This is a genomic window from Winogradskyella ursingii (assembly GCF_013403975.1).
GTDB lineage: Bacteria > Bacteroidota > Bacteroidia > Flavobacteriales > Flavobacteriaceae > Winogradskyella > Winogradskyella ursingii.
Map to the genome: position 1 here is coordinate 409570 of NZ_JABFDH010000004.1, position 25739 is coordinate 435308.

The 25739-nt window shown below is 34.4% G+C and carries 27 protein-coding genes; 11 read left to right on the forward strand and 16 right to left on the reverse strand.

Annotated features, from left to right (window positions below):
• Window positions 1-8 precede the first annotated feature (8 nt).
• The 7 genes from HM983_RS12160 to HM983_RS12190 form a co-directional block, all read right to left on the reverse strand.
• Window positions 9-449, reverse strand: coding sequence for a hypothetical protein (locus tag HM983_RS12160; protein WP_179345710.1), 441 nt, complete (start codon window positions 447-449; stop codon window positions 9-11).
• 6 nt (window positions 450-455) lie between these two features.
• Window positions 456-1016, reverse strand: coding sequence for a hypothetical protein (locus HM983_RS12165; protein ID WP_179345711.1), 561 nt, complete (start codon window positions 1014-1016; stop codon window positions 456-458).
• A 14-nt stretch (window positions 1017-1030) separates the two neighbouring features.
• The gene (locus HM983_RS12170; RefSeq protein ID WP_179345712.1) at window positions 1031-1573 is read right to left on the reverse strand and encodes an RNA polymerase sigma factor; all 543 of its coding nucleotides are present in this window, start codon (window positions 1571-1573) and stop codon (window positions 1031-1033) included.
• 373 nt (window positions 1574-1946) lie between these two features.
• Window positions 1947-3773 carry an ABC transporter ATP-binding protein gene (locus HM983_RS12175; protein ID WP_179345713.1) on the reverse strand — a complete coding sequence of 609 codons (1827 nt, stop codon included), beginning with the start codon at window positions 3771-3773 and terminating at the stop codon, window positions 1947-1949.
• A gap of 3 nt (window positions 3774-3776) precedes the next feature.
• A complete protein-coding gene (locus HM983_RS12180) occupies window positions 3777-5504 on the reverse strand; it encodes a phospho-sugar mutase (protein WP_179345714.1) in 1728 nt (575 codons plus the stop codon).
• A gap of 76 nt (window positions 5505-5580) precedes the next feature.
• Window positions 5581-6531, reverse strand: a complete 951-nt coding sequence (locus HM983_RS12185; protein WP_179345715.1) for a glycosyltransferase family 2 protein — start codon at window positions 6529-6531, stop codon at window positions 5581-5583.
• A gap of 44 nt (window positions 6532-6575) precedes the next feature.
• On the reverse strand, window positions 6576-7106 hold the full coding sequence (locus tag HM983_RS12190; RefSeq protein WP_179345717.1) for a DUF4199 domain-containing protein: 531 nt from the start codon (window positions 7104-7106) through the stop codon (window positions 6576-6578).
• A 160-nt stretch (window positions 7107-7266) separates the two neighbouring features.
• On the opposite strand from HM983_RS12190, the gene HM983_RS12195 reads away from it, so the two are divergent.
• The 4 genes from HM983_RS12195 (at window position 7267) to HM983_RS16045 (ending at window position 9909) form a co-directional block, all read left to right on the forward strand.
• Window positions 7267-7518, forward strand: coding sequence for a type B 50S ribosomal protein L31 (locus HM983_RS12195; protein ID WP_179345719.1), 252 nt, complete (start codon window positions 7267-7269; stop codon window positions 7516-7518).
• A gap of 148 nt (window positions 7519-7666) precedes the next feature.
• A complete protein-coding gene (locus HM983_RS12200) occupies window positions 7667-8842 on the forward strand; it encodes a GlmU family protein (RefSeq protein ID WP_179345721.1) in 1176 nt (391 codons plus the stop codon).
• Window positions 8811-8969, forward strand: coding sequence for a hypothetical protein (locus HM983_RS12205; protein WP_179345723.1), 159 nt, complete (start codon window positions 8811-8813; stop codon window positions 8967-8969). Before HM983_RS12200 ends, HM983_RS12205 begins: the two co-directional genes overlap by 32 nt.
• 241 nt (window positions 8970-9210) lie before the next feature.
• Window positions 9211-9909 (forward strand): lysoplasmalogenase family protein, encoded by a 699-nt coding sequence (locus HM983_RS16045; protein WP_179345725.1) that lies wholly within the window; start codon window positions 9211-9213, stop codon window positions 9907-9909.
• A 27-nt stretch (window positions 9910-9936) separates the two neighbouring features.
• On the opposite strand, the gene HM983_RS12215 is transcribed toward HM983_RS16045, so the two are convergent.
• Window positions 9937-11553 carry an ABC transporter substrate-binding protein gene (locus HM983_RS12215; RefSeq protein WP_179345727.1) on the reverse strand — a complete coding sequence of 539 codons (1617 nt, stop codon included), beginning with the start codon at window positions 11551-11553 and terminating at the stop codon, window positions 9937-9939.
• Window positions 11554-11598: 45 nt separating this feature from the next.
• Between HM983_RS12215 and mtaB the strand changes: the two genes are divergently transcribed.
• On the forward strand, window positions 11599-12930 hold the full coding sequence (gene mtaB / locus HM983_RS12220; RefSeq protein ID WP_179345729.1) for a tRNA (N(6)-L-threonylcarbamoyladenosine(37)-C(2))-methylthiotransferase MtaB: 1332 nt from the start codon (window positions 11599-11601) through the stop codon (window positions 12928-12930).
• Between the two features lie 54 nt (window positions 12931-12984).
• Here mtaB and HM983_RS12225 read toward each other — a convergent pair whose 3' ends face one another.
• On the reverse strand, window positions 12985-13281 hold the full coding sequence (locus tag HM983_RS12225; protein ID WP_179345731.1) for an N-acetyltransferase: 297 nt from the start codon (window positions 13279-13281) through the stop codon (window positions 12985-12987).
• Between the two features lie 182 nt (window positions 13282-13463).
• Between HM983_RS12225 and HM983_RS12230 the strand changes: the two genes are divergently transcribed.
• Genes HM983_RS12230 through cls form a run of 3 tightly spaced genes read left to right on the forward strand, consistent with a single transcriptional unit; the run spans window position 13464 to window position 16579 of the window.
• Window positions 13464-14126 (forward strand): alpha/beta hydrolase family protein, encoded by a 663-nt coding sequence (locus tag HM983_RS12230; protein WP_179345733.1) that lies wholly within the window; start codon window positions 13464-13466, stop codon window positions 14124-14126.
• A 50-nt stretch (window positions 14127-14176) separates the two neighbouring features.
• Window positions 14177-15127 (forward strand): lytic transglycosylase domain-containing protein, encoded by a 951-nt coding sequence (locus HM983_RS12235; protein ID WP_179345735.1) that lies wholly within the window; start codon window positions 14177-14179, stop codon window positions 15125-15127.
• Window positions 15128-15130: 3 nt separating this feature from the next.
• Window positions 15131-16579 carry a cardiolipin synthase gene (gene cls, locus HM983_RS12240; RefSeq protein WP_179345737.1) on the forward strand — a complete coding sequence of 483 codons (1449 nt, stop codon included), beginning with the start codon at window positions 15131-15133 and terminating at the stop codon, window positions 16577-16579.
• A gap of 4 nt (window positions 16580-16583) precedes the next feature.
• On the opposite strand, the gene HM983_RS12245 is transcribed toward cls, so the two are convergent.
• The gene (locus HM983_RS12245) at window positions 16584-17162 is read right to left on the reverse strand and encodes a tetratricopeptide repeat protein (protein WP_179345739.1); all 579 of its coding nucleotides are present in this window, start codon (window positions 17160-17162) and stop codon (window positions 16584-16586) included.
• A gap of 162 nt (window positions 17163-17324) precedes the next feature.
• Between HM983_RS12245 and rpmH the strand changes: the two genes are divergently transcribed.
• The 3 genes from rpmH (at window position 17325) to HM983_RS12260 (ending at window position 21195) form a co-directional block, all read left to right on the forward strand.
• Window positions 17325-17486: a 50S ribosomal protein L34 gene (gene rpmH, locus HM983_RS12250; RefSeq protein ID WP_091426250.1), complete on the forward strand. Its 162-nt coding sequence runs from the start codon at window positions 17325-17327 to the stop codon at window positions 17484-17486.
• Window positions 17487-17584: 98 nt separating this feature from the next.
• Window positions 17585-20437 carry a carbamoyl-phosphate synthase large subunit gene (gene carB, locus HM983_RS12255; RefSeq protein WP_179345741.1) on the forward strand — a complete coding sequence of 951 codons (2853 nt, stop codon included), beginning with the start codon at window positions 17585-17587 and terminating at the stop codon, window positions 20435-20437.
• Between the two features lie 122 nt (window positions 20438-20559).
• Window positions 20560-21195 (forward strand): T9SS type A sorting domain-containing protein, encoded by a 636-nt coding sequence (locus HM983_RS12260; RefSeq protein WP_179345743.1) that lies wholly within the window; start codon window positions 20560-20562, stop codon window positions 21193-21195.
• A gap of 66 nt (window positions 21196-21261) precedes the next feature.
• Here the strand turns inward: HM983_RS12260 and HM983_RS12265 are convergent, their stop codons facing one another.
• The 6 genes from HM983_RS12265 to HM983_RS12290 all read right to left on the reverse strand — a co-directional run bounded on the left by HM983_RS12265 (window position 21262) and on the right by HM983_RS12290 (window position 25677).
• Window positions 21262-21807: an acyl-CoA thioesterase gene (locus HM983_RS12265; RefSeq protein WP_179345745.1), complete on the reverse strand. Its 546-nt coding sequence runs from the start codon at window positions 21805-21807 to the stop codon at window positions 21262-21264.
• Window positions 21800-22516 carry a DUF3307 domain-containing protein gene (locus tag HM983_RS12270; RefSeq protein WP_179345747.1) on the reverse strand — a complete coding sequence of 239 codons (717 nt, stop codon included), beginning with the start codon at window positions 22514-22516 and terminating at the stop codon, window positions 21800-21802. The genes HM983_RS12265 and HM983_RS12270 overlap by 8 nt, the downstream gene beginning before the upstream one ends.
• On the reverse strand, window positions 22513-23124 hold the full coding sequence (locus HM983_RS12275; RefSeq protein WP_179345749.1) for a SatD family protein: 612 nt from the start codon (window positions 23122-23124) through the stop codon (window positions 22513-22515). The genes HM983_RS12270 and HM983_RS12275 overlap by 4 nt, the downstream gene beginning before the upstream one ends.
• 105 nt (window positions 23125-23229) lie before the next feature.
• Complete coding sequence (locus HM983_RS12280) at window positions 23230-23496, reverse strand: hypothetical protein (RefSeq protein ID WP_179345751.1); 267 nt, start codon at window positions 23494-23496, stop codon at window positions 23230-23232.
• The gene (gene rmuC / locus HM983_RS12285; protein ID WP_179345752.1) at window positions 23489-24811 is read right to left on the reverse strand and encodes a DNA recombination protein RmuC; all 1323 of its coding nucleotides are present in this window, start codon (window positions 24809-24811) and stop codon (window positions 23489-23491) included. Before rmuC ends, HM983_RS12280 begins: the two co-directional genes overlap by 8 nt.
• A gap of 71 nt (window positions 24812-24882) precedes the next feature.
• Window positions 24883-25677 (reverse strand): ABC transporter ATP-binding protein, encoded by a 795-nt coding sequence (locus tag HM983_RS12290; protein WP_179345754.1) that lies wholly within the window; start codon window positions 25675-25677, stop codon window positions 24883-24885.
• Window positions 25678-25739: the final 62 nt, after the last annotated feature.

Sequence of the window (25739 nt, forward strand, 5' to 3'; positions counted from 1 at the left end):
TTTTATTTTTAATTACGTCTATTTCTCGAGTGTCGCGACTTATATTCTTCAAACATTTTTCGCTTAAAGGAACGCTCTGCTTGCAAAAGTGCTACAATTTTTTTTGCCGGTAATACGGTAAGCAAATCGTTTAAATATTTGGACTCTAATTCTACTTCTTCTCTTTCGAGACTTATTAAATCCATTAAAAGTGCTTTAGCTTCATTTTCCGAAAGCTCATCGGCTTTTTTTCTTTTGCGCCTTTCGTTCGTTTTTGCTCTTAATTTGTTTTCTGCTTCCTCGTTGGCATTATAAACTGGCCAAAACTGTTGCGCTTCCTGCTTGCTTAAATCCAATTGTTCGGTTATGTGCGCTACTTTCAACGCTTTAATTTTTTCTTTATCTGGTCGTTGGGCAAATACGCTTGCCGAGACAAATAGTATAACTAAAAGGGTATGTAATTTCTTCATGTTTAATTAATCTAAAATAAGGTCTTCGGTTTCAATTGTATCAAGATATTGGTCTAACGTTTCTTCACTAATTTCAAAATTTATAAAATCGGTTTCCGATATATCAACAGATTGAAATAGTGCAGCCAAATCCTCGTTAGAGTATTCCTCTTGATACAAATAACTCTCAATTGCAACTGTATCTAAATTGTCAAATGAGATGTTATTTCTATTGGTATACAAAATACTAATAAGTAGTACAATGCTCGCTGCAAATCCTGCAACATAAAACAAAGTTCGTTTAGGTCTTAGCTTAACGACTTTTGTTTCACTTTGAGCCTCGATATTTTGCAACACACGAGTTTCTAGCGTTTCAAAATAGTTTTCTGGAATTTTATATCCCGTTTTTTCAATACCAATAGCTTCTTTTTGAGATAAGCAATCTAAGAGCTCGGCTTCAAAAGTTTCAAAGTAATTTTCAGGTGTTTTAAAACCTGTATTCTTAATGTTATGTAAATTTTCTTTTTTCACGTTGTGCTGTTCCGATTTATATCGGGATGTTTCAGTATCTATTATATAAGACTTCAAATTATCAAAAAGGTTTAATCTGAAGTTAAATACGCCTCAATCTTCTTTACTGCGATATGATACGAAGCTTTTAGTGCGCCTTCACTCGTATCAAGTATTTCGGACATATCTCTGTATTTTAAATCATCAAAATAGCGCATATTAAAAACCAATTGCTGTTTTTCTGGTAATGTGGCTATCGCTTTTTGCAATTGAATCTGAATTTCATCTCCTTCAAAATAGACATCTGCTTTAAGATTGTTTATAGCCCTGTTTTGATGCTCTTCATTACTAATGTGCAATCGTTTTGCATTTTTATTGATGTGTGTAATAGCTTCGTTAGTGGCTATTCTATAAAGCCATGAAAACAATTGACTATCGCCTTTGAATTTATGAATATTACGATACACCTTAATAAATGTATTCTGTAATACATCGTCTGCATCATCGTGCGAAATCACAATATTACGTATATGCCAATACAAGCGCTCTTTGTAAAGCTGTAAAAGCTCTCTAAAGGCACCGTCTTTAGACTTTGTATCTTGTAATTGCTTTATAAAATCTACTTCGTTCTCCAAAAAGGGTATTTCGAATTTAGACTGCTGAAGTTATAAAAAGTTTAATTTATTATTTAAGAATTTTTATTAACAAAAAATGGTGTTGATTATCAGTAAGTTAAATAATTACTAATCGTTTAAAAGCAAAAATAATCGATAAAATACATTTTTTTCTTGTTTGGTATATTTAATTGTTATATGTTTACACCGCTTAACCTATTAACCGTTATCAGTTTCCCCAAATCTGATAACAAAAGAAAAGGATGCATCGCGAGATGCATCCTTTTTCTATTTAATAAAAGATTGCGAGTCAATCTTATTTTTTGTCGGCTTTTGACAAACACGATTTTAATGTCGATGTATATAGCAACTGTAAATTTTAATGAATAAAGGTTTACTCAAAACTCTGCATCTCAACCAGCTTTTTATACACGCCATTTTGGGCTAACAATTCATTGTGCGATCCTTGTTCTGCAATTTCACCTTTTTGCATGACGACAATTAAATCTGCATTTTGGATGGTTGAAAGTCGATGTGCAATGACAATAGACGTTCTGTTTTTCATCATTTTCTCTAGTGCATCTTGTACCAAACGTTCGCTTTCTGTGTCCAAAGCAGAAGTGGCTTCGTCTAAAATCATGATTGGCGGATTCTTTAAAACCGCTCGAGCAATACTTAAACGTTGTTTTTGTCCGCCAGACAATTTTCCGCCAGAGTCGCCAATATTGGTATCAATTCCATTGGGTAAATCTTTTACGAATTCCCATGCATTCGCAATTTTTAGGGCTTCAATAATCTCCTCTTTCGAAGCATTTTCTTTTCCTATTCTGAGGTTGTTGGCTACCGTGTCGTTGAATAGTATCGAATCTTGGGTCACTAATCCCATGAGTTGTCGTAAGGAATGTTTAGTTAAAGTTCTAATATTTTCTCCGTCGATAGTGATTGTGCCTTCATTTACATCATAAAATCGTGTAACTAGATTGGCAATTGTACTTTTTCCACTTCCTGATTGCCCAACTAAAGCAACACTTTTTCCTTTCGGAACCTTAACTGAAAAGTTTTTGAGTACCAAGGTATCTTCATATTTAAATGAAATATTATTGATGCTTAATTCATTATTAAAATCTACTTTTTCCTTCGCATTAGATTCATCTTCCAAAGCACTCTTGGTTTCGAGTACTTCAAGAACACGTTCTGCCGCCGCGTTACCGGATTTAACTTGGTAACTTGCTTTACTTATCGCTTTTGCAGGTGTTAGAATTTGATATGCCAAAGCCATGTAACCAATAAACGCACCTCCTGATAAGGTCTGGTCTACCATCACCATCTTACCACCATACCATAGAAGAGCTGCAATAGTCGCAATACCTAAAAATTCACTCGTGGGTGATGCCAAATTCTGGCGATTCATCAACGTGTTTGAAAAATTATAAAACCGATTGGTGGATTCTTTGAATTTATTGGTGAATCGTTTTTCGGCATTAAACCCTTTAATAACTTTTAATCCGCCAAGTGTTTCTTCTAAAGTAGAAAGAAACAATCCTTGTTCACGCTGAACACGGTCTGATTTTTTCTTCAAACTCTTTCCTATTCTCGAAATAATAAAACCTGCTACAGGAATAAAAATAAACACAAAAATGGTGAGCTTTGTTGAAATCGTGAACATCGCAACTATCGCAAAAAGAATGGTCAAAGGTTCTTTTACAATGAGTTCTAAAACCGAAAGCATGGAATTTTTAACTTCGTTGACATCACCAGAAATACGTGCGATGATATCTCCCTTTTTCTTTTCTGAATAATAGGAAATAGGAAGCGTGACAACTTTATGGTAAATTTCATCCCTTAAGTCTCGTAATACACCGTTCCGTAAAAATGTGATAAAGAATAAAGCCAGGTAATTGAAAAGGTTTTTTAATAGAAATAAGCTTATTATCAATATAATCATATAAAGCAAAGCACGTTGTGGACCGTTGGCTGTAGTCGTTGTGGTTACCACATAATTGAGATAACTTTCCAAATAATCCTTTAAGTCATTGATGCCTTGATAAACTGGTTTTTGGTATACTTTTTCGCTTTCACCAAATAGCACATTAATCATAGGCATCAATGAGACCATGGCTAATGTGCTAAATAGAGCATAAAAAATATTGCAAATTATATTGAGTATCGCATACCTTTTATAGGGTATTATGAAACGGGCTAGCTTTTTTATATAATCCATTAATTACAAATTCATATCCGCAAGGATAGCGTCAATTCTGTCTTCCAATTGTTGTTCCGTTTTTTTGAAGTCGGACACATTGTCAAGATCCGTGTTAACACTGATATAGAATTTTATCTTTGGCTCGGTACCACTTGGTCGTAATGCAATTTTGCTGCCGTCTTCCGTGTAATAGATGAGTACGTTGGATTTTGGTATAAATAGCGTTTCCTCTTTTAGATTTAAAACATCTTTTGCGATGGACAGTTGGTAATCCTCAATGCGTATTACTTTTGAACCATTGACTTCCTTCAAAGGATTTTCTCTTGCATCAATCATCATTTGCCTGATCTCTTCTGCGCCAGATATGCCTTTTTTAGTTAAAGAAATCAACCGTTCTTTGTAAAAGCCGTGTTTCACATAGAGGTCAATCAATTTTTCATACAACGTTTTGCCATTGGCTTTAGCCTGAGCAGCAATTTCGCATGCCAATAGGGTAGAGGTTACTGCATCTTTATCACGCACAAAATCACCTACCATGTAGCCAAAACTTTCTTCACCACCACCAATAAAATCCTGTTCTGGAAAGTCTTTAATCATTTTGGCAATCCACTTAAAGCCTGTCAGTCCTATTTTGTACTCAACATCATAAGCATCTGCCAAAACAGCCATCATTGGTGTGGAAACAATTGTAGAACCTACAAACTGATTGCCGTTTATTTTATTAGACTTTTTACATTGTTGCAATAGAAAATCAGTCATAAGTATCATAGTTTGGTTACCGTTAAGTATTACCAATTCGTTTTCTAAGTTTCTAACAGCAACACCTAGACGGTCGCAATCTGGGTCAGTACCTATAACAATATCTCCATCAACTTTTTCTGCCAATTCCATGGCCATTTTAAGTGCTTCGGGTTCTTCTGGGTTGGGTGATTTTACTGTTGGGAAATCGCCGTTAGGTTCACGTTGCTCTTCAACAATATGTACATTTGTGTAACCAGCACGTTTTAAAGTTTCAGGAATTGCGGTAATAGATGTACCGTGTAAAGATGTGAAGACGATATTGAGGTTTTTTCGAGCTTCGGTTGAAGTATCAAAACTTCCGTTTTCAACAGATTTGTCAATGAAAATGTCATCGACTTCTTTACCTATATATGCAATTAAATCTTTGTTGGCATCAAATTTTATTTCAGAATATTCCAAATTATTTATTTCGGCAATGATTTCACTATCCTGAGGTGGCACTAACTGTCCGCCATCCTGCCAATATACTTTGTAGCCATTATATTCTGGTGGATTGTGAGATGCCGTAAGTACTATGCCACAATGACAATTGAGATGTTTGAGGGCAAAGGATAATTCTGGTGTGGCTCTTAAATCTTCAAACAAAAATACTTTTATGCCATTTGCTGAAAATACATCTGCTACTACCTTTGCCAGCGATTTACTGTTATGTCTGCAATCGTAGGCTATTGCAACTTTTACAAGTTCATTAGGAAATGACTGATTTAAATAATTACTTAAACCTTGGGTGTTTTTCCCTAAAGTATATTTATTGATTCTGTTAGTACCAAGACCCATGATACCACGCATTCCACCAGTTCCAAATTCCAGATCTTTATAAAAACTTTCTTCGAGTTCTTTTGGGCAGGAAGCTATAAGGTGTTTAATCTGCTCCTGGTCATCTTTATCAAAAGAAGGTGTGAGCCAAGTGTTGACGCGTTCTAATATTTCGGGTTTTATGTGAAGCATAATTCAATAATTGGTTAGATAAAAATAAGAAGAATGAATAGAGGAATTAAATTACTACAAATTTTTCTTTTTAAAATTAAGACAAATTTAAATCTTCTTTAATAAAATAGCGTTGTTGCTGCCGTTTTGATCGTAAGATAAGTTCACCCAAAAAGCCAGCAATAAAAAATTGAGAACCAATAATCATGGTAGAGAGTGATAAATAGAATTGAGGTCTATCTGTAATGAGTCTTCCTGATGGATTAAAAAACAACTTATCCAGTCCGAGGTAAAGCGCAAATCCAAAGCCGATGATAAACATAATAACTCCAAGCGCACCAAAAAGGTGCATTGGTCTTCTGCCAAAACGTGAGATGAACCAAATTGTCAGCAAATCCAAAAACCCATTGATGAAGCGGTTCATTCCAAATTTTGTTTTTCCGTATTTTCTAGCCTGGTGTTGAACCACTTTTTCACCAATTTTGGTAAAACCTGCATTTTTTGCCAATACAGGAATATATCGGTGCATTTCTCCGTACACATCAATGTGTTTTACAACTGCGTTACTGTAAGCCTTTAATCCACAATTAAAGTCGTGTAATTTGACACTAGAGGTGCGTCTCGCAGCCCAATTAAATAGTTTTGAAGGTAAATTTTTGGATAAAACCGAATCGTAGCGTTTCTTTTTCCAACCAGAAATCAAGTCAAAATTCTCTTTGGTAATCATGTGATATAACTCGGGAATTTCCTCAGGATTGTCTTGTAGGTCTGCATCCATAGTAATAACCACATCACCTTTAGCTGCTGCAAAACCAGCGTGTAATGCTTGAGATTTACCAAAGTTTTTTAAAAACCTAATACCTTTAACATCAGGATCAGTTTTAGAAAGTTCATGAATTACCTGCCAAGAATTGTCCGTACTGCCATCATCAATAAAAAGTATTTCGTAAGAAAACGAATTGGATTGCATCACTGATACAATCCAATCGTATAATTCCCTTAGGGATTCGTCTTCGTTAAGTAGTGGTATAACTACTGATATGTTCATATTAATGTGGTCTAATTTCTAGACTTCAAAAATAGAGAAATTTTTTAAGCGTGTGGGTCAGTTTTTTTAACTACCAAGGCTACAATTAATCCAACGACACTAAAACCAACAAGTTGGTAGGCAATAGATTTTAGAGAATTGGCAATTGAGAAAAAGTTTTCTTCAGCTCGCATCTGTTCCATAGCTGCATCGATTGATTCTTGAGGTGCACCAAAATTTTGCATCATTGCAATTTGAGATTCAATAATTTTGTCCTGCAGTACTACTGCGGCATCAGGGTCTACAAAGTTGAATATAATTAATCCCACGAGCGCAGGTATTGTGATTCCAATGGCTATAGTAATAAAAAATGCTGTGAATGCATTCTTAAAACTGATGTAACCACCCATTATTTTTCTGGCCTTCATTGAAGATATGATACCAAATATTACTACCAATAATAATTGGCCGATGCCAAACCACCATTTTGTAAATAAGTCTAGGTAAACGGCATATCCAATTATTGTTAGAGAGGTAAGAATCAGTGCTAAATAAAGTCCGTAGCTAGTTGCTGATGATTTTAATGATTTTTCCATAATTTAAGTTGGTTTTATTAGTTAACTGTTTAGTTAGTAACTAAAGATAGTAAAACGTTACACATTTTTTTAAAATAAAAAAGAATAAAAAGATTGTGATTTTGTAAAAAATACTTAAATTTGCACCTCGAAAAAATCGAAATATTTAAAGCATTTAGTGATGAAAGCAGGAATACATCCAAAAAATTATAGAGTAGTAGCGTTTAAGGATATGTCTAACGAAGACGTGTTTTTAACAAAATCTACAGCAGATACAAATGAAACTATTGATGTTGATGGTACTGAATATCCGTTAGTAAAACTAGAAATTTCAAGAACATCACACCCATACTATACAGGTAAATCTAAATTGGTTGATACAGCTGGTCGTATTGATAAGTTTAAGAACAAATACGCTAAGTTTAAGAAATAAGCTCAGCTTTAAGATAATTTTACAAAGCCTTTCTGAAACGGAAAGGCTTTTTTGTTTTCTATAATTAGGCTATTTTTGATATTGTAATTATGGTTGAAATTTAGTAGGGACAAACTTCTGATTTCCAACTTTTAACTTCTTACTTTTTATGAACTACATTCTTTTTGACGGACCATATCGCGATAATCTTTTGCCATTCACTTATACTAGACCGGTTGCAGACATTCGTATTGGTATTTTGACTATTAGAGAAAAATGGGAATCGTTCTTAGAGTACACTACGACCACAGTCACTGAAGACTATCTTGCTGAAAAATTTCCGATGGTAGAGATGGAAGAAAATATTATGATTAATGCCTCGTTTTTGCCAAATAAAGAGATTATAGAATTTGTAAAAGGACTTAAGAACAATCAAGCATTGTTTAAGGGTGAGGATGTGATTGCATTTTTTGTCAAAGAAGGAGAAGAAGTTAGTGATTTTTCGAAATTTGAAGCTGTTGAGTTCAAAGGTGATATTCTAAAAGTTGAAAATACCTGGGATATCTTCTCAAAAAATGCCGAGGCGATAGCTGAGGATTTCAACCTTATAACCAAAGACCGAGAATCGATGCCTATTCCAACAACAGTCAATACTGTTAATCCAGAAAACATTTTTATCGAAAAAGGAGCGGTATTAAATTTTGCAACTCTTAATGCTAGCTCTGGTCCCATTTACATTGGTCGAGATGCTGAGGTCATGGAAGGTACTGTGGTGCGTGGTCCTTTGGCACTTTGCCATAATGCCACATTGAAATTAGCAACCAAAATTTATGGAGCCACGACTATTGGACCTCATAGTAAAGTTGGAGGTGAGGTGAATAATTCGGTATTTTTCGGCTTTTCCAATAAAGGACATGACGGTTTTTTAGGCAATTCCGTTTTGGGTGAATGGTGTAACCTGGGAGCCGATACAAATAATTCCAATCTAAAAAATAACTATGCAGAAGTTCGTCTGTGGAACTATAAAACTGAAGGGTTTGCTAAAACCGGATTACAATTCTGTGGTCTCATGATGGGAGACCATAGTAAATGCGGAATCAATACCATGTTCAACACAGGAACCGTTGTCGGTGTAAGCGCTAATATTTTTGGAAGTGGTTTCCCTCGAAATTTTGTGCCAAGTTTTTCTTGGGGAGGGAGTAAAGGTTTCGTTACCTATAAAACGATTAAAGCGTTTGAAGTTGCTGAAGTTGTCATGGCAAGACGAAAAGAAGAATTTACAGAAGCAGACAAGGCGATATTAGAGCATGTTTTTGAAGAAACCAAAAAGTACAGACGAGAATAAAATGGTGTTACGTGCCCAATTAACCTTAACCTATGGATTTCTTCAAAACAAAGTCGTTGATATGAAAAAGCTTAACTATACAGAACTTAACCATTTATTAACTGGTGTTATCGGTGATAAATTATAATCCAGTCAACGCTTGATAATTAAATGAGTCTATAAGATTAAGGATAAGGGACGGAAGCTTCATTAATAATAGGTGAATATGCTGATGACTTTAAATATTTTTAGAATATCATTAATGAAATGGTTCTAAACCGATTTGAAAACCATACTGGATACATTGTAAATATCTGGAAATTAAATTTGTGAACGTATTTAAATAAGCTGGTCAAATTGTTTTACTGTGCTACAAAATACCTTATGCTATGCGTAAATTATTGTCTTATCGTATAATTGGCTATATAACTTTAATCATTGTTGTCTTGCTTGTTAATATTGCTTTGAAATATAGTGATAGCCCTATCTACTATCGGTATTTCATAAAACCTATTGCTCCAGCACTTATTTTACATTTCTTTTTTAAGCATATTCAAAATTATAAAAGAGAAAAGTTTGTGCTCGTAGTTTCAGGGATACTTTTATTTTTATTTGGGGACTTATTTTTCCTGGACCGCTATTCTGTTTTCAGTTTTAACATGGCTGTAGTCATGTTGATTTTCGCTAAAATTTGTTTTATAATTCGTTTTTCGCATCACGAAGATTTTAAATTTAAGCGTATAATTCCGTTTCTAATTTTTTGTATTGTATATATGCTGTTTATTTTTACATCCATAATCAACAATATAAAGGATATTTATTTTGTGCAGGTTTTAGTGTATTTATTTGTAACAATATTATTTGGATTATTTTCATATATCAGATACAGAGTCGTTAATAAAGCCAGTTTTATCTTAGTTTTAATTGGGTTTTTATTAATGTTAATTGTAGACGGTTTAACAGCCTTAAATATGTTTTCGCCTGAATATCAATATGGTATATTTAGCAGCATTATTATCGCCTTTGCATTTAACTTATCGCAGTTTTTTATAGTATTGGGATTATTAAAAGAAAATCTCGAATTGTGATAGGTTAAACCTAATTCCCCTACCCATTTAGTTTTTTCGAACATACTTTAGGTCTAATAAATTGGTTGGGTTAATTCCCAATCCTTTAATATCTTCTCTGGTAAATCGTACCACTTCGTCATAAAATAAAGGTACAATGGGAGCGGAACTTATAACTAAAGAATCCATTTTAGTGTATAATTCTGCACGTTTCTCTTGGTCTGTTTCTAGATATGCTGATTCGTATAATGCATCAAAGTATTCATTCTTAAAATGCGTGTAATTAGGACCGTTTGGGGCAAAATTTTTACTATAGAACAGGGATAAATAATTTTCGGCATCAGGATAATCTGCAATCCAACTGGCTCTAAAGAAATCAAGTTGTCCATTAGCTTTGCCATCTTTTAAACTTGAAGCTGGTATGACATCCACATTAACTTCCAGTCCCGTTTTTTGAAGTTCTCGTTGAATGAACTCGCAAAAACTTAGGTAATTACTTGTTGTTGTTAGCGTGATTTCTGGATTAGTGATACCCGTTTCTGATTTAAATTCTGCAACTAATTGTTTAGCCTTTTCTGGTTGATAAGCAAAACCTATTGAATCATCAAAACCAGGCAGGCCTTTTGGAATAAACCCTCCGCGCGCAGGTATGCCAATACCATTACGCAAATAGGTCATCATTTTATGCCTGTCAAAACCGATATTGATTGCTTTTCTCAACTTTAAGGATTGCAATTCTGGTACATCAGTTGCCATATAGAATCCTAAATATTCTGTATTTAGATATGGACCACGAATCATGTTTACGTCATTGGCATAGCTGGGCTTCAGTTTGCCATCAGATGTTAAAACTTCATCCTTGTACGACCCATCCAAGCCTGAAATAAAGTCTATATTTCCTTGGGCAAACTGTAGGAACTCACTTTGTTTGTCCGGTAAAAAAGTAATAGCTACGGCTTCGAGAAAAGGTAATGGGCTGCCATTATCATCAATTTCAAAATAACTGTTATTGCGTCTGAAGACCAATTTTAGATTTTCTTCCCAACGTTTAAACTTAAAAGGTCCTGTGCCAATAGGATTTGATCTAAAATCGTTACCGTAATGTTCAACAATTTCCTTTGGTACCACAGAACAATATTTCATCGTGAGTAGACCCAAGAACGCAGGAAAAGGTTGTTTCAGCTTAATTTGAAAAATAGAATCGTTTATGGCCGAAAAACTTTCAACTTTCTGTAATACCCAACTTCCTGGCGATGCAAGTTTTTCATCTTTCAACCTGTTGAAACTATAAACAAAATCTGAGGCTTTTACTGTTCGTGTGGAATCTTTAGTAAACAATTCGTGTTTATGAAAAAACACATCTTTTCTAAGATTAAATATGTACGTTTTTGCGTTATCTTTAATGGTCCATTTTTTAGCAATACACGGCTGAATATTTAATTGGTCGTCCATCTGTACCAAGCCATTAAATAATTGATTCGTAGCCCATATGTCTGATAAATCCTTAGAAAACGCTGGGTCCAAAGAACCAATATTCTTATGCTCATTATATCTAAATACCAAATCCTCTCGTGCTGAATTATTCTCGGATTGACAAGAATAAAACATCATAAAAACTAAAATTGTTCTAATTCCGGTATACGTTAATTCTCCAAGTTTGAGCATATAATTTATAAGTTGTAAATTTGCAAACTTGGTAAAAGTACGAGAATGAATCCAACAAAAAAAGTCGCTTTTTATACTTTGGGCTGCAAGCTTAATTTCTCTGAAACATCTACAATTGCTAGGGGTTTTAAGGAAGAGGGATTTGAGCGTGTGGACTTTAGTGAAAGGGCAGATGTTTATGTCATAAACACCTGTTCGGTAACTGAAAATGCGGATAAACGTTTTAAGACCATCGTTAAACAAGCGCAGAAAGTTAATGCTGATGCTTTTGTGGCTGCGATTGGTTGTTATGCACAACTAAAACCAGAAGATCTAGCAGATGTAGATGGTGTGGACTTAGTATTAGGTGCCACAGAAAAATTTAAGTTAACGAGCTACCTAAACGATCTTACAAAAAATGAGCATGGTGAAGTACATAGCTGTGAGATTAATGAAGCTGATTTTTATGTTGGTAGTTACAGTATTGGGGACAGAACAAGAGCATTTTTAAAGGTTCAGGATGGTTGTGATTATAAATGTACCTATTGCACGATACCATTGGCAAGAGGTGTTTCACGAAGTGACACAATGGACAATGTACTTAAAAATGCCAAAGAAATTTCAGCCAAAGGCATTAAGGAAATTGTACTTACTGGTGTTAATATCGGTGATTACGGTAAAGGCGAATTTGGGAATAAAAAACACGAGCACACGTTTCTGGATTTGGTTACTAAACTAGACAAGGTTGCAGGAATTGAACGATTAAGGATTTCTTCCATAGAGCCCAATCTTCTTAAAAATGAGACTATAAAATTGGTAGGAGAGTCACGAGCGTTCGTACCCCATTTTCATATACCACTACAAAGCGGAAGCAACGATGTTCTTAAAAAAATGAAACGTCGCTATATGAAAGAACTTTATGAAGATCGTGTAGCTAAAATTAAAAAGACCATGCCCCACGCTTGTATTGGGGTAGATGTAATTGTAGGTTTTCCAGGTGAAACGGATGAGCGCTTTTTGGAAACATATAACTTTCTGAATGATTTAGACATTTCTTATTTGCATGTTTTTACATATTCTGAACGTGACAATACCGAAGCTGCAGAAATGATTGATGTGGTGCCAAAACATATTCGCACAAAGCGAAGTAAAATGTTAAGAGGTCTTTCTGCTAAAAAGCGAAGAGCGTTTTACGAAGAGCAATTACATTCGGAAAGAGCAGTTTTATTTGAAGGCGAAAATAAGCAAGGTTATATTCACGGTTTCACCGAAAACTACGTAAAAGTAAAAGCCCCGTGGAATCCTGAATTGGTTAACACTATACAAACGGTTCGTCTAAATGAAATCGACGAAGACGGCTTGGTTAGATTTGATTTTGTTGAAAAGCTCGCTATATAAATCAAAAAACCCGAAGTTTATAAACTTCGGGTTTTTCGATAAAATTGTCGAGAATTAAATACGGATACCAACTGGTAGCATGCGCTTATATTTTCTGTTTCTTTTTACAAATTTCGCAATTTCAGGACTTGTTGGCACTACGCTAATATTTCGTTCCTTAATATTGCTAAACACCATATCAATGAATTCAAGTTCAAACTCATCGGTTTTAATAACATCAGGAATTGCCATTTTGGTCAGAAAAATTTTCCGTTCTTGAAGAGAATACTCAATAATAGCCATTTCTTCTCCAACCTTTAATTCAAATTGACGTAGGAATTCATTGTCAATCAATTCAGCAGTTTCAGTCATAATTCTTTATTTAAAGTTCAGCGGTTGGTGCGGTAGATGCTATAAATTATATAGCTTTGTAGTGCAAAGGTACAAAAAATCAACTAAACTTTTAGGTCGGCTATTGTTAAAACCTTAAAATGTAAGAATTTAAAGAGCGTTCTGCTTTAATTGATAATTTGATTTATTAAGAAGGTAAATAAATGGATTCAGAAATTATACATGTTTATTTAATGCCTGGTATGGCTGCAAATCCATCGATTTTTGAATACATTAAACTACCAGAAGACGAATTTCAAATCCACTGGTTAGAATGGCAAATCCCAAATAAAAATGAAAGTTTATCAGATTATGCCAGACGAATGTGCCAATTTATTTCAGAAGATAACGTTGTGCTTTTGGGAGTGTCTTTTGGTGGCATGCTGGTACAAGAAATGAGCAATTTTATTAAGTTGAAAAAGCTTTTTGTGGTTTCTAGTGTAAAGTCTCACCATGAGTTGCCAAAGCGTTTAAAGCTACTTAAATATACAAAGGCCTATAAAATTTTACCAACAAGATTAGTCTCAAATATAGACCTTTTGGCCAAATATGCATTTGGTGAGACCATTACCAAAAGGATAGAGTTATATAAAAAGTATCTTTCAGTTAATGATAAACGTTATTTAGATTGGGCTATAGAACAAGTAGTTTGTTGGGAGCAGGAAGAGCCACATCCCGATGCTATTTACATCCACGGTGATAGTGATGCCGTTTTTCCACACTCGTGCAAGGGAAATTGTATCGTGATTAAAGGCGGAACACATATTATGGTCATAAATAAATACAAATGGTTTAACGAAAATTTACCTAAACTTATTAAGGATTGAGCTTGAAAGACATCAATAGATTACTTACATTTATAAAAAAAAGAAACGATATGAAAATTATAAAAAATAGTTTAGCCGCAGTAGGAATGGTCTGTGTATCAGGACTATTTATTTTTGCTATGCAAAAAACACCAGTAGAAAAAGCTGAGCAGGACAATACCTTGGGTAAAGAAAAACCATTGGTTAATGATTATAATGTTTATGCTTTGGATATGCCAGAAAACTTAAACTTTGCAGGTGAAGCCGTCCCGATTAATAATCCTGATATCTACGAACGTATGGACCGCGAGCTGTTGGTAAATACTTATTGGCAGTCTAATGGTTTATTGATGTTTAAACGTGCCAATAAATATTTTCCGATTATTGAGCCTATTTTAGAAAAAAATGGCATTCCAGAAGATTTTAAATACCTCGCACTAATTGAAAGTGGTTTGACCAACGCAGTTTCACCAGCTGGCGCTACAGGTGTGTGGCAAATCATGAAAGCCACAGGACGAGAAAACGGATTAGAGGTCAATAGCAATGTAGATGAGCGTTACAATCTAGAATTAGCAACAGAAGTAGCATGTGAGTATTTAAAAAATGCCAAAGAAAATCTTGGATCGTGGACCTTAGCGGCTGCGGCATACAATGCAGGGAATGCAGGTGTATCAAGGCGTCTAAAAGAGCAGGATGTTACTGGCTACTATGATTTGTTGCTAGGCGAGGAAACTGGACGTTATATTTTTAGAATTGTTGCGTTGAAAGAGATCTTGTCTAACCCTGTTAAATATGGATTTAACTTTAATCAAAATCATTTGTATCAACCAGTCCCAACCTACAAAGTAGAAGTTGATACCGCTGTTACAGATTTTTCGCAATTTGCTAAGCGTTTTGGTATTAATTATAAAATTTTAAAAATTCACAACCCTTGGTTAAGAGAGCCTCATTTAAATAATTCATCGAGAAAATTATATAAGATTGAAATCCCTGAAGAGGGCTTTTATTCAGCAACACCATAACATTTGGATTTTATAAGAAGTAATATTTGGCTCATTCTAATTGTTCTCAATTATACCCTTGCGCTCTCTGCAGTGGTGACCATTTTACTCAAAAAACTAAACCCAACAAAGGCCCTAAGTTATATTATAGGGCTTTTGGCTTTTCCGGGTCTTGGTTTAGTAGTTTATTATCTTTTCGGAAAGGAGTATAGAAAGACAAAAATCTTCAGTCGTAAAAATGTTCTTAATCAATCGGTCATAAAAAAAATACAAGACCAATTAGAACTTGATAACAAAAAAATTGATGAGGTTGATGAGATACTGGACGAAAAATCCAAACTCATCCCATTGCTCTACAATAATGAAAATTCCAAACTCACTATTAATAACGAAGTTAAACTCATTAAAAATGGTGACAAGAAATTTGAATTACTTTTTGAAGATTTAAAGAAGGCAGAACATCACATTCATCTAGAATATTTTATTATTAAAGATGACCAAATAGGAACGGAACTATTTGATATACTATGTGAAAAAGCTGAAGATGGAGTAGAGGTAAGAATTGTTATTGATGATGTAGGTAGCTCAATTACATCCAAAACAAAAACCAGATTAAAGGATTGTGGTATAGAAATGCACTCCTTTATGCCTGTATTGTTTTCGAGATTTACAGGTCAGATGAATTACAGGGACCATAGAAAAATAATTGTTATCGATGGTAAGATTGGTTACGTTGGTGGTGTTAATATTTCAGACCAGTATGTCAATGCAAACAATAAAAGATATTGGAGAGACACTCACTTGCGAATGGTTGGTGAAGCTGTAAAACAATTACAAATACTTTTTTTTACCTCATGGGATTTTGCCAGTGGTGATGAACTGGAAATTTCAAAAACGTATTTTCCAGATCATGACTGCGAAGAAAATGTACCCTTGCAAATCGCTGCCAGTGGTCCTGATACCGATTGGTCCAATATCATGGAGGCCATTTTCGTTGCCATTACTAATGCAACCGATTATATCTACATTACAACACCTTATTTTATACCAAATGATGAAATCATAACCGCTTTACAAGTTGCATCACGAAGTAATATTAAAGTAAAAATCATAGTACCAAAAAAATCAGATTCTTGGATTGCAGAATACGCCACTAATTCATATTTAGAACGTTTACTTGAAGCCAGTATTGAAGTTTACCAATATACCAAAGGGTTTATACATGCGAAGACTATGGTTATAGATGGAGTATTTAGCTCAGTAGGCACAGCCAATATGGACTATAGAAGTTTTAATATTAATTTTGAAGTCAATGCACTAGTCTATGACAAAGAATTAAGTAAAGAACTCAAAGCGTTATTCAATGATGATCTCAAAGATACAGAGAAATTAGATTTAAAATCATGGACCAACCGACCTAAACGAGTTAAGCTAGTAGAGGCAATAGCTAGACTAATGGCTCCACTTTTATAATTTTTTATCTCCTACTTCTTCTATTTTGCCTTGCGGATGTTGGTTGCCCATAATGCTGCTTAGGTATGGAAGCTTTTTTCATTTGCTGTCTCATCATTTTAATTTGTTCGCTCAACATATCCCGTTTGTCTAAATCATCTGCCTCTTGCAACAATTTTTTAGCTTCTTGTTTTCTTCTTTTGGAAAATGCAATTCCCGCTAAGTTTAATTTTGCCATAGCCAAATCATGATCCATAGATAAACCTAAGCTAATGGCTTTTTTAAAGTATTTCTCGGCCTCGTTCATATTGGTTTGTGATACCATGATGCCATTGAGGTAATTGAGGTATCCTTGCTGCTTTTTTACCAACGCAGCTTCAGGGTTTTTAATTTTATCCAGCCATTTTTTGGCACCTTCAAAATCTTGTTTTCTTAATCTTAGAAATGCAATTAGAATCAATTCGTTTTTAAAATAAAGGAAAATAAAGATAAGTGATAATAATAGAAACATGATGCCATTGCCTATTTCACCTTCGGTGAACTGGTAGATACCGTAACCAATAATTAAGGCGGCAATGACTAATTTTATATTTTTATTGAACATATTTTCGTGTGTATTTGCAGTGCGCAAAGGTAATAAAAACAATTCTAAATATTTTTATTTTGGGTCTTGCAAAAGTAAAAAGATGTTGTATATTTGCACGCAGTTTTGAGGGAGGCCTCAATCATTTAAAAAAAAGAATATTAGTTTTTAAAAAATAAAGCAATGCCAAAAAGAACGTTTCAACCGTCAAAGAGAAAGAGAAGAAACAAGCACGGTTTCAGAGAAAGAATGGCTTCTGTAAACGGAAGAAAAGTCTTAGCACGCAGAAGAGCTAAAGGAAGAAAGAAATTGTCTGTATCAACCGAAACAAGACATAAAAAATAATGATTAACAATTGTTAATATTTTAAAGGTGTTACTTAGGTGTAACGCCTTTTTTTGTACCCAATAGATAACTATTTTTGCAAACCAAAACATTATCAAATGCCAAAAAACAAAGACATCAAATCCATTTTACTTATCGGCTCTGGTCCTATAGTCATTGGCCAGGCCTGTGAATTCGACTATTCAGGTTCTCAAGCTTTACGCTCGTTAAATGAGGATGGAATAGAAACGATACTTATCAATTCTAATCCTGCAACTATTATGACTGATCCTTCTATGGCAGATCACGTCTATTTGTTGCCTTTAACCACGAAGTCGCTTATAAAAATATTGAAAGAGCACCCTCAAATTGACGCAGTGCTTCCAACTATGGGTGGGCAAACGGCATTGAATCTTTGTATTGAAGCAGATGAAAAAGGAATTTGGGAAGATTTTGGAGTTGAAATTATTGGTGTAGATATTGATGCGATCAACATAACAGAGGATAGAGAAAAATTTAGAGAATTAATGCTGAAAATCGGTGTTGGAATGGCACCTCAAGAAACGGCAACATCTTTTTTAAAAGGAAAAGAAATAGCTCAGGAATTTGGATTTCCTTTATGTATTAGAGCGTCATTTACTTTGGGAGGTGCAGGCGCATCTATCGTTTATGATGAAAAAGAATTTGATGAGGCCTTAACTAGAGGATTGGAAATTTCGCCAATCCATGAAGTAATGATCGATAAGGCCATGATGGGCTGGAAAGAGTATGAGTTAGAGTTATTACGGGACAGAAATGACAATGTTGTTATTATATGTACCATTGAAAACATGGATCCAATGGGAATCCACACAGGTGATTCTATTACGGTGGCACCTGCGATGACACTTTCTGACAAAACATATCAAAGAATGCGAGATATGGCCATCCACATGATGCGAAGCATTGGTGATTTTGCAGGTGGTTGTAATGTGCAATTTGCGGTGAGTCCAGACGAAGACGAAGAAATTATTGCTATTGAAATCAATCCTCGTGTATCACGTTCGTCAGCGTTAGCGAGTAAAGCAACGGGTTATCCAATTGCAAAAATTGCTGCTAAATTGGCATTAGGTTATACTCTGGATGAATTAGATAACCAGATAACAAAATCGACTTCGGCTTTGTTTGAGCCTACACTAGATTATGTTATAGTAAAGATTCCGCGTTGGAATTTCGATAAATTTGAGGGCTCGGACAGAACATTAGGTTTACAGATGAAAGCTGTTGGAGAAGTGATGGCCATTGGTCGTTCTTTTCAAGAGGCACTGCATAAAGCCACACAATCTTTAGAAATAAAGCGAAATGGATTGGGAGCTGATGGTAAAGGATATAAAGATTACGATCAAGTAATTGATAAGTTAACCCACGCAAGTTGGGACAGGGTTTTCGTGATTTATGATGCCATACAAATGGGTATTCCATTAAGTCGTATTCACGAGATAACTAAAATAGATATGTGGTTCTTAAAGCAATATGAAGAATTATTTCATTTGGAAAAGGAAATTTCAACCTATAAAATAGATAATATTGATAGGGAATTATTGTTAGAAGCGAAACAAAAAGGTTATGGTGACCGTCAAATAGCTCATATGCTAGGCTGTTTAGAGAGTGAAGTTTATAATAAACGTCGCGAGCTGAACATTAATAGAGTATTTAAGTTGGTCGATACTTGTGCGGCCGAATTTAAAGCACAGACACCATATTACTATTCTACTTTTGAAAGTGAAATGGAAACAGCCGATGGTAAAGTTTCCGTGCATAACGAAAGTATTGTAACCGACAAAAAGAAAATTATTGTATTAGGTTCAGGTCCAAATAGAATAGGACAGGGTATTGAATTTGATTATTGCTGTGTACATGGCGTTTTAGCTGCGGCAGAATGCGGTTATGAAACTATTATGATTAATTGTAATCCCGAAACGGTTTCTACAGACTTTGATATTGCAGATAAGCTTTATTTTGAACCAGTGTTTTGGGAGCATATTTATGACATCATTCAACATGAAAAACCTGAAGGTGTAATTGTACAATTAGGTGGCCAGACGGCTCTAAAACTTGCTGAAAAATTGGATCGCTATGGTGTTAAAATCATGGGTACTAGCTACGAGTCCTTGGATTTAGCTGAGGATAGAGGTAGTTTTTCTAATATACTGAAAGAAAACAACATTCCTTATCCTGAGTTTGATGTAGCAACCTCTGCAGATGAAGCATTAGCGATTGCAGATGTTCTCGACTTTCCAATTTTGGTAAGACCTTCATACGTTTTGGGAGGTCAAGGCATGAAAATTGTTATTAATAAAAATGAGTTGGAGGCTCATGTCATCGATTTACTCAAGTCCATTCCTGGAAACAAATTATTGTTAGATCATTATCTTGATGGAGCTATTGAAGCTGAGGCAGATGCTATTTGCGATGGCGAGAATGTGTACATTATAGGTATTATGGAGCATATTGAACCTTGCGGAATTCACTCTGGTGATAGTAATGCAACTTTACCGCCATTTAACTTAGGTGAATTTGTTATGCAGCAAATTAAAGACCATACTAAAAAAATTGCTTTGGCCTTAAATACCGTTGGGTTAATAAATATTCAATTTGCAATTAAAGATGATGTCGTCTACATTATAGAAGCTAACCCAAGAGCGTCACGAACAGTGCCATTTATCGCGAAAGCATATAATGAACCTTATGTGAATTATGCAACAAAAGTTATGCTGGGTGTGAATAAAGTGACTGATTTTGACTTTAATCCGCAGTTGAATGGCTATGCTATTAAACAACCTGTATTTTCGTTCAATAAATTCCCTAACGTGAATAAAAAACTAGGACCAGAAATGAAAAGTACTGGTGAAAGCATTTTGTTTATAGATAGCTTAAAGGACGATGAATTCTATGATTTATACTCGCGACGTAAAATGTATTTGAGTAAATAATACGGGACAAAAAGCGGACTAAATGTCGATTTTTCCGATAAAATACATGTATTTCGTCGGATATATTTAATATGAGTGATTTTGTAATGAGATTTGTCGTACCTTAGATTAAAATTGATTGTATGATGAAAAAATTACTTTTTACAATAAGTTGTATTATAATAACAACTTCAATATCTGCACAAGATACCTACGATATCGATTGGACATTTGGATCGAATTCTAACGTAACTCCAGCTTCTGCTTCAAATAATGCTGACAGGACTATCGAGGTTGGTGACATGGTGAGGTGGACATGGTCTGCAAGTGGAAATCATAATGTTGTTAGCAATAGTGGTAGCCAAGAGAATTTTATGAGTGGAACCTCTGCTACTGATACTCAACCGCCAGGAACAGTGTTTTCGGTTACTTTTAATGAAGTTGGTGTGAATGACTATAGATGTAATCCTCACTCAGGCAGTATGTTCGGAACAATTACCGTTGTCGCTGAGGGTACTTTAAGTTCAAAGAAATTTGAAGATGATACTACCTTTAGTATCGCACCAAACCCAAGTAAAAATTGGTTAAACATTACATTACCTTCATATAATTCTGAATTAAATATTGAGGTATTCGACGTATTGGGAAAACGAGTGCATAAAGGTAAAATCACGCAAATGAACTCTGTAATTAGTGTGTCTAATTGGAACAAAGGTGTTTATTTGGTGAGGGTTTCTAACGATAAAACTACCCAAACCAAAAGATTCATTAAGCAATAGAAATCACTTCTATCTAAACATAAAACTAAATAGCGACCGATTAACTTTGGTCGCTTTTTTTTGTGATTACTTATTTGGTAGCTCAATTTTTACTCTATAATTTTTGAGCTCTTCGAGATAATTTTTAATTGAAAAATCTATATGGTCAAATTCTTTCTGTCTCATTTTTTTAGTGGTTTCTCTTTTTATAGCTTTAAGAAACCTTAAAACTTCAGTCTTGTCATTGATAATAAGTCCAGGAACTTCACTGGATTTACCATTTTCATTTTTAGCAACCATAGTAAAGTAAGACGAATTGCAATGCTTCTTTTTTCCGGTCTGTATATGCTCGGACTCTACGCGTATACCTATAACCATAGATGTTTTTCCTACATAATTAACAGAAGCTTTCATGGTAACAAGTTCGCCAACTTCAATGGGATTAATAAAGTCTACAGTGTCAACAGATGCTGTAACGCAATACATGCCAGAATGTTTGGACGCACAAGCAAATGCAATTTGATCCATAAGATTTAAAATAAAGCCACCATGAATTTTGCCACTAAAGTTAGAATGTGAAGGCAACATAAGTTGAGAAATGCTTATTCTAGATGAGTCTATGGTTTTATACATGAGATACAAGATTTAAATAAAGCAGGCTAGTGAGAATGGCAATACCAAAACTGATGAGTGTACCTATTAATATATATTCCGTCAGTTTTCTTTCTTTTGAGGCCGTCAAGTCACCAAACCTGAAAACAGATTTAGCGGTAATTAAAAACCCGACCGCCTCCCAATGGCCAACTACGATAAAAATAAATACAAGTAAACGCTCTAAAATCCCAATATACTTTCCTGCATCTTTAAGAGATTCATTGTCTTTAGTGAGTTTTGAGATGTTCCATTTAGAAAAAATAGTTTTCATTATTATTGAAGTTGGCATGGTCAAAAAGCCAAAGCAAATTATTAATAATAAATAATTGGGTTTTATGGTGATAATAAACTCATAGCCTTCTTTAAAGAATAATGGTGTCAAAATAAAAATCACTGCAAAATGTAAGAGCTGATCAATAAAAAAAAGCCAACGCTTATTTTTTTTGTTTTGAATTATAATTTTACAAGCATCAATGATAAAGTGAATTAACCCAATGCTCAAAATTAATTTCCAGTGAGACAAGTCCCAGATAATAAGAAACATCAGTGCTACATGAACAGTAATATGGGCATAAAGCCAAATTGATTTGAGCTTCTTCTTTTCTTTGTTTTTTACCCATTTTTTGGGTTGTAAAAAAAAATCACCAATGAGGTGGGAAGCAATCAATTTCAAGATTAGTAATGTCATAATTGGGATGTTTTTGATCTAAATAATTCTTCTAGCTCTAAAATTTCATCAAGATAAGCACGTTTTTGTCTTTTACTCACTGCATCTTGACTAATGCCAATAAGTTGGGCCAATTCCGCTTGAATCATTTTTGGATTTTCTAAACTTAACCTTACGACTTCAGCAGAATTGCTGGTCCAATTGTCCATTGCAATTAGAGCCAACTTAAAATACAAATTCATCTTCCTATCAAAATCCACATGTTTAGACATTATTTTTAAGTTCACTTTCTCTGATAGAAGTGTTTTAAATGCTTGGCCAGAATAAACAAAAGCTTCACCGTTGGATTCGCTGACATTTGTACCTATGTAATTTTTATCGCCTATTCCAATTGCTAGCCTAACGTCAAAGCCTTTTATTGATTTGATGCAAGCTTTGAGATAAATAACCTTTTTAAAACTACTCGGAATATCTTGCACTTCTACTTGAAAGCTATCACCTCGGAAAATTTCATATTTCGTGTTATTTTTTGATATATGTTTTAGTGCTTCTTTTAGTGGATTTAACCAGATACCTTGATTAACAACACGTCTTGAATTAATTATATCACCCGTAATAACGCTAGTCATAACTTTGTTTATTTTCTCAAATATATGCCTTTATAGTGGAATAAACTAATATATGCCTTAAAAACGGAATATATTTAATTATGCCTTTTTAATGGAATAAAAACACTAATCTAAATCATTCTCATGTTTTTTATCTCTAATTCCGATTTCGGTATGGGCTTGCTGAAGTAACCCAACAATTAAGAAAACTATACCCAAAATTGCCAATAGAATAATTAAAAATAAATTTAAATCGGGAAGCTCAGAGACTTTATAATCAGTAATTAGTAAGGTAATGCTAAAACATAACATTGCAATTCCGATGAATAAAATTCTAAGGTAATAAAACCTAAGCGTCCATTTATAAATAATATTAATGGTGTTCTTATTCAAAATCTTCAGTCGCTCGTTTTACGATGTTTTCAGGCAGCGCTTTCTTAGCCTTTGCACCCATTTTTTTAATTTTTTCAACTCGTGAAATTAAGTTGCCCTTTCCCATAACCAATTTGTTCATGGCAGAAGAATAATCACTTTTGGCAGAGTCTATTTTTTTGCCAACACCAGTTAAATCAGTAACTAAACCTTCAAATTTATCATAAAGTGCTCCAGCTTGTTTGGCTATTTCAATGGCATTTTGTTGTTGTTTTTCATTGTTCCACATAGTATCAATGGTGCGTAAAGTGGCCAACAGGGTAGAGGGAGTAACTATAACAATATTTTGTTCAAACGCTTTATTGTAAAGTGAGTTGTCGTCGTTTATAGCCACTGCAAAGGCTGGCTCAATGGGAATAAACATGAGCACAAAATCTGGAGATGCAATATCATACAAATCCTGATAGTTCTTGGCAGATAGTTGGTCTACGTGTTTTTTAATGGAATTTACGTGTGCTTTTAAGAATAAAGGGCGCTGTTCTTCTTCGGCATTAACAAATTGCTCATAAGCGGTTAAGGAGACTTTAGAATCTATAATCATTTTTTTGCCATCAGGAAGATGTAAAACCACATCTGGCATCACACGTGTGCCATCTTCACGCTGAAAATTCTGTTGTACAAAATATTCTCTGTTTTTCTCTAGTCCAGATTTTTCCAGGACACGCTCTAATACTAATTCACCCCAATTTCCTTGTGTTTTACTATCACCTTTCAACGCTCTAGTAAGGTTTGTGGCTTCTTGAGCCATTTGCTGGTTCAAGTCTTTCAAGCCCAATAATTGCTCTTTTAAAGCGGAATGCATACTGATGCTTTCTTTTTGAGTGTCTTCGACCTTTTTCTCAAAAGTTTTTATTTTCTCTTCAAGTGGATTGAGAATGTTTTTGATGTTCTCTTTGTTTTGAAGTGTGAATTTCTCAGATTTTTCATCCAAAATTTTTGAAGCCATCAATTCAAAATCCTTGCGTAATTGTTCTTGTTGCTTGGCAAGTTCTTCGTCACGTTGTAAATTTTGTTTTTGGAGATTTTCAAATTCGGAATTTCTCCTGGAAAGTTCGGCATTTAAAAAGTCCTTTTCGCTTCTAATGGTTTCGCGTTCGGTTTCAACTTTATCAATATTCTGTTTTAATTCAGTAATACTATTATTGAGCTGAAGTTGACGTTCTTCGAGTGTGCTTCTGTCGCTTTTACTTTTTAACTGGGCAAATTTAAGTCCTATAAAAGCACCAATACCTGCTGAAATAATGATGGAGATAAATATAATAACGGTGTCGTTCATATTTGTATAAAGAAATTTGTTAAAGATACATTTTTAGCTTTAAGTTGAAAAAATGAAATCGAACTTGTAACCTATTTTGTGACCCTAAAACTTCCTGTAGTATCATCAAAAGAAATCAGATCTTTTGGAAATAGCGTTTTAAAAACACCATTTGAAATTAAACGACAAGGTTGGTCACAAACAACTTCATTTTCTTTCATCACAAGCATAGTATCGCAAAGTTGAATCGCCAGATCTATTTCGTGGGATGAAAACAGGATGGTTTTACCCGTTTCCTCTGTTAGTTTTTTAAGCAATTTTAAAATATAAGCTTTGTGATACATGTCTAAATGGGTAGTAGGTTCATCTAGAACAATCACGTCAGTATCTTGCGCAAGTGCACGCGCAATCATTACTTTTTGAAACTGACCATCGCTTAACTCGTAACATTTTTTATACTTTAAATCTGAAATATTTACTTGGTTTAAAGATGTATTTACGATAGTGATATCTTTATCTGTAAGATTCCCGACCCAATTTGTATAAGGATGTCTTCCCAAAGCGACAAGTTCGTATACAGAAAGGTTTTTTGAGATGAGCTGTTCGGTCAATACGATGCTCAATTGTTTTGCCAATCCTGATGTCGAAATGTTTTTCAACTCTTTGTTATTAAGTAATATGGATCCAGATAAAGCAGGTTGTACTTTAATCAAGGTTCTTAGAAGCGTGGATTTTCCAATTCCGTTAGGACCAACAAGTCCAATTAATTGGCCTTTTTCGAGTTCAAAATTAATGTTTGAAGCAACAACCTTGTCAGCTTTCTTTGCTTTGTAGCCAATAGAGAGGTTTTCTGCTTTTAAAATTAAATTTTGAAATTTATCTTCCATTCTTTTTAAGAGGTTAGTCCACTTGATTCACTTGCTTAAGGTTTTGATTCATTCTTTTAAAA

Coding starts and splice junctions, on each gene's coding strand:
- HM983_RS12245 (WP_179345739.1), bottom strand. CDS start 17,162: ATGTTCAATAAAAATATAAAATTAGTCATTGCCGCCTTAATTATTGGT.
- HM983_RS12195 (WP_179345719.1), top strand. CDS start 7,267: ATGAAAGCAGGAATACATCCAAAAAATTATAGAGTAGTAGCGTTTAAG.
- rmuC (WP_179345752.1), bottom strand. CDS start 24,811: ATGAACGACACCGTTATTATATTTATCTCCATCATTATTTCAGCAGGT.
- HM983_RS12160 (WP_179345710.1), bottom strand. CDS start 449: ATGAAGAAATTACATACCCTTTTAGTTATACTATTTGTCTCGGCAAGC.
- HM983_RS12290 (WP_179345754.1), bottom strand. CDS start 25,677: ATGGAAGATAAATTTCAAAATTTAATTTTAAAAGCAGAAAACCTCTCT.
- HM983_RS12260 (WP_179345743.1), top strand. CDS start 20,560: ATGATGAAAAAATTACTTTTTACAATAAGTTGTATTATAATAACAACT.
- HM983_RS12175 (WP_179345713.1), bottom strand. CDS start 3,773: ATGGATTATATAAAAAAGCTAGCCCGTTTCATAATACCCTATAAAAGG.
- HM983_RS12200 (WP_179345721.1), top strand. CDS start 7,667: ATGAACTACATTCTTTTTGACGGACCATATCGCGATAATCTTTTGCCA.
- mtaB (WP_179345729.1), top strand. CDS start 11,599: ATGAATCCAACAAAAAAAGTCGCTTTTTATACTTTGGGCTGCAAGCTT.
- rpmH (WP_091426250.1), top strand. CDS start 17,325: ATGCCAAAAAGAACGTTTCAACCGTCAAAGAGAAAGAGAAGAAACAAG.
- HM983_RS12265 (WP_179345745.1), bottom strand. CDS start 21,807: ATGTATAAAACCATAGACTCATCTAGAATAAGCATTTCTCAACTTATG.
- HM983_RS12275 (WP_179345749.1), bottom strand. CDS start 23,124: ATGACTAGCGTTATTACGGGTGATATAATTAATTCAAGACGTGTTGTT.
- HM983_RS12215 (WP_179345727.1), bottom strand. CDS start 11,553: ATGCTCAAACTTGGAGAATTAACGTATACCGGAATTAGAACAATTTTA.
- HM983_RS16045 (WP_179345725.1), top strand. CDS start 9,211: ATGCGTAAATTATTGTCTTATCGTATAATTGGCTATATAACTTTAATC.
- HM983_RS12185 (WP_179345715.1), bottom strand. CDS start 6,531: ATGAACATATCAGTAGTTATACCACTACTTAACGAAGACGAATCCCTA.
- HM983_RS12230 (WP_179345733.1), top strand. CDS start 13,464: ATGGATTCAGAAATTATACATGTTTATTTAATGCCTGGTATGGCTGCA.
- HM983_RS12270 (WP_179345747.1), bottom strand. CDS start 22,516: ATGACATTACTAATCTTGAAATTGATTGCTTCCCACCTCATTGGTGAT.
- carB (WP_179345741.1), top strand. CDS start 17,585: ATGCCAAAAAACAAAGACATCAAATCCATTTTACTTATCGGCTCTGGT.
- HM983_RS12180 (WP_179345714.1), bottom strand. CDS start 5,504: ATGCTTCACATAAAACCCGAAATATTAGAACGCGTCAACACTTGGCTC.
- HM983_RS12235 (WP_179345735.1), top strand. CDS start 14,177: ATGAAAATTATAAAAAATAGTTTAGCCGCAGTAGGAATGGTCTGTGTA.
- HM983_RS12190 (WP_179345717.1), bottom strand. CDS start 7,106: ATGGAAAAATCATTAAAATCATCAGCAACTAGCTACGGACTTTATTTA.
- HM983_RS12225 (WP_179345731.1), bottom strand. CDS start 13,281: ATGACTGAAACTGCTGAATTGATTGACAATGAATTCCTACGTCAATTT.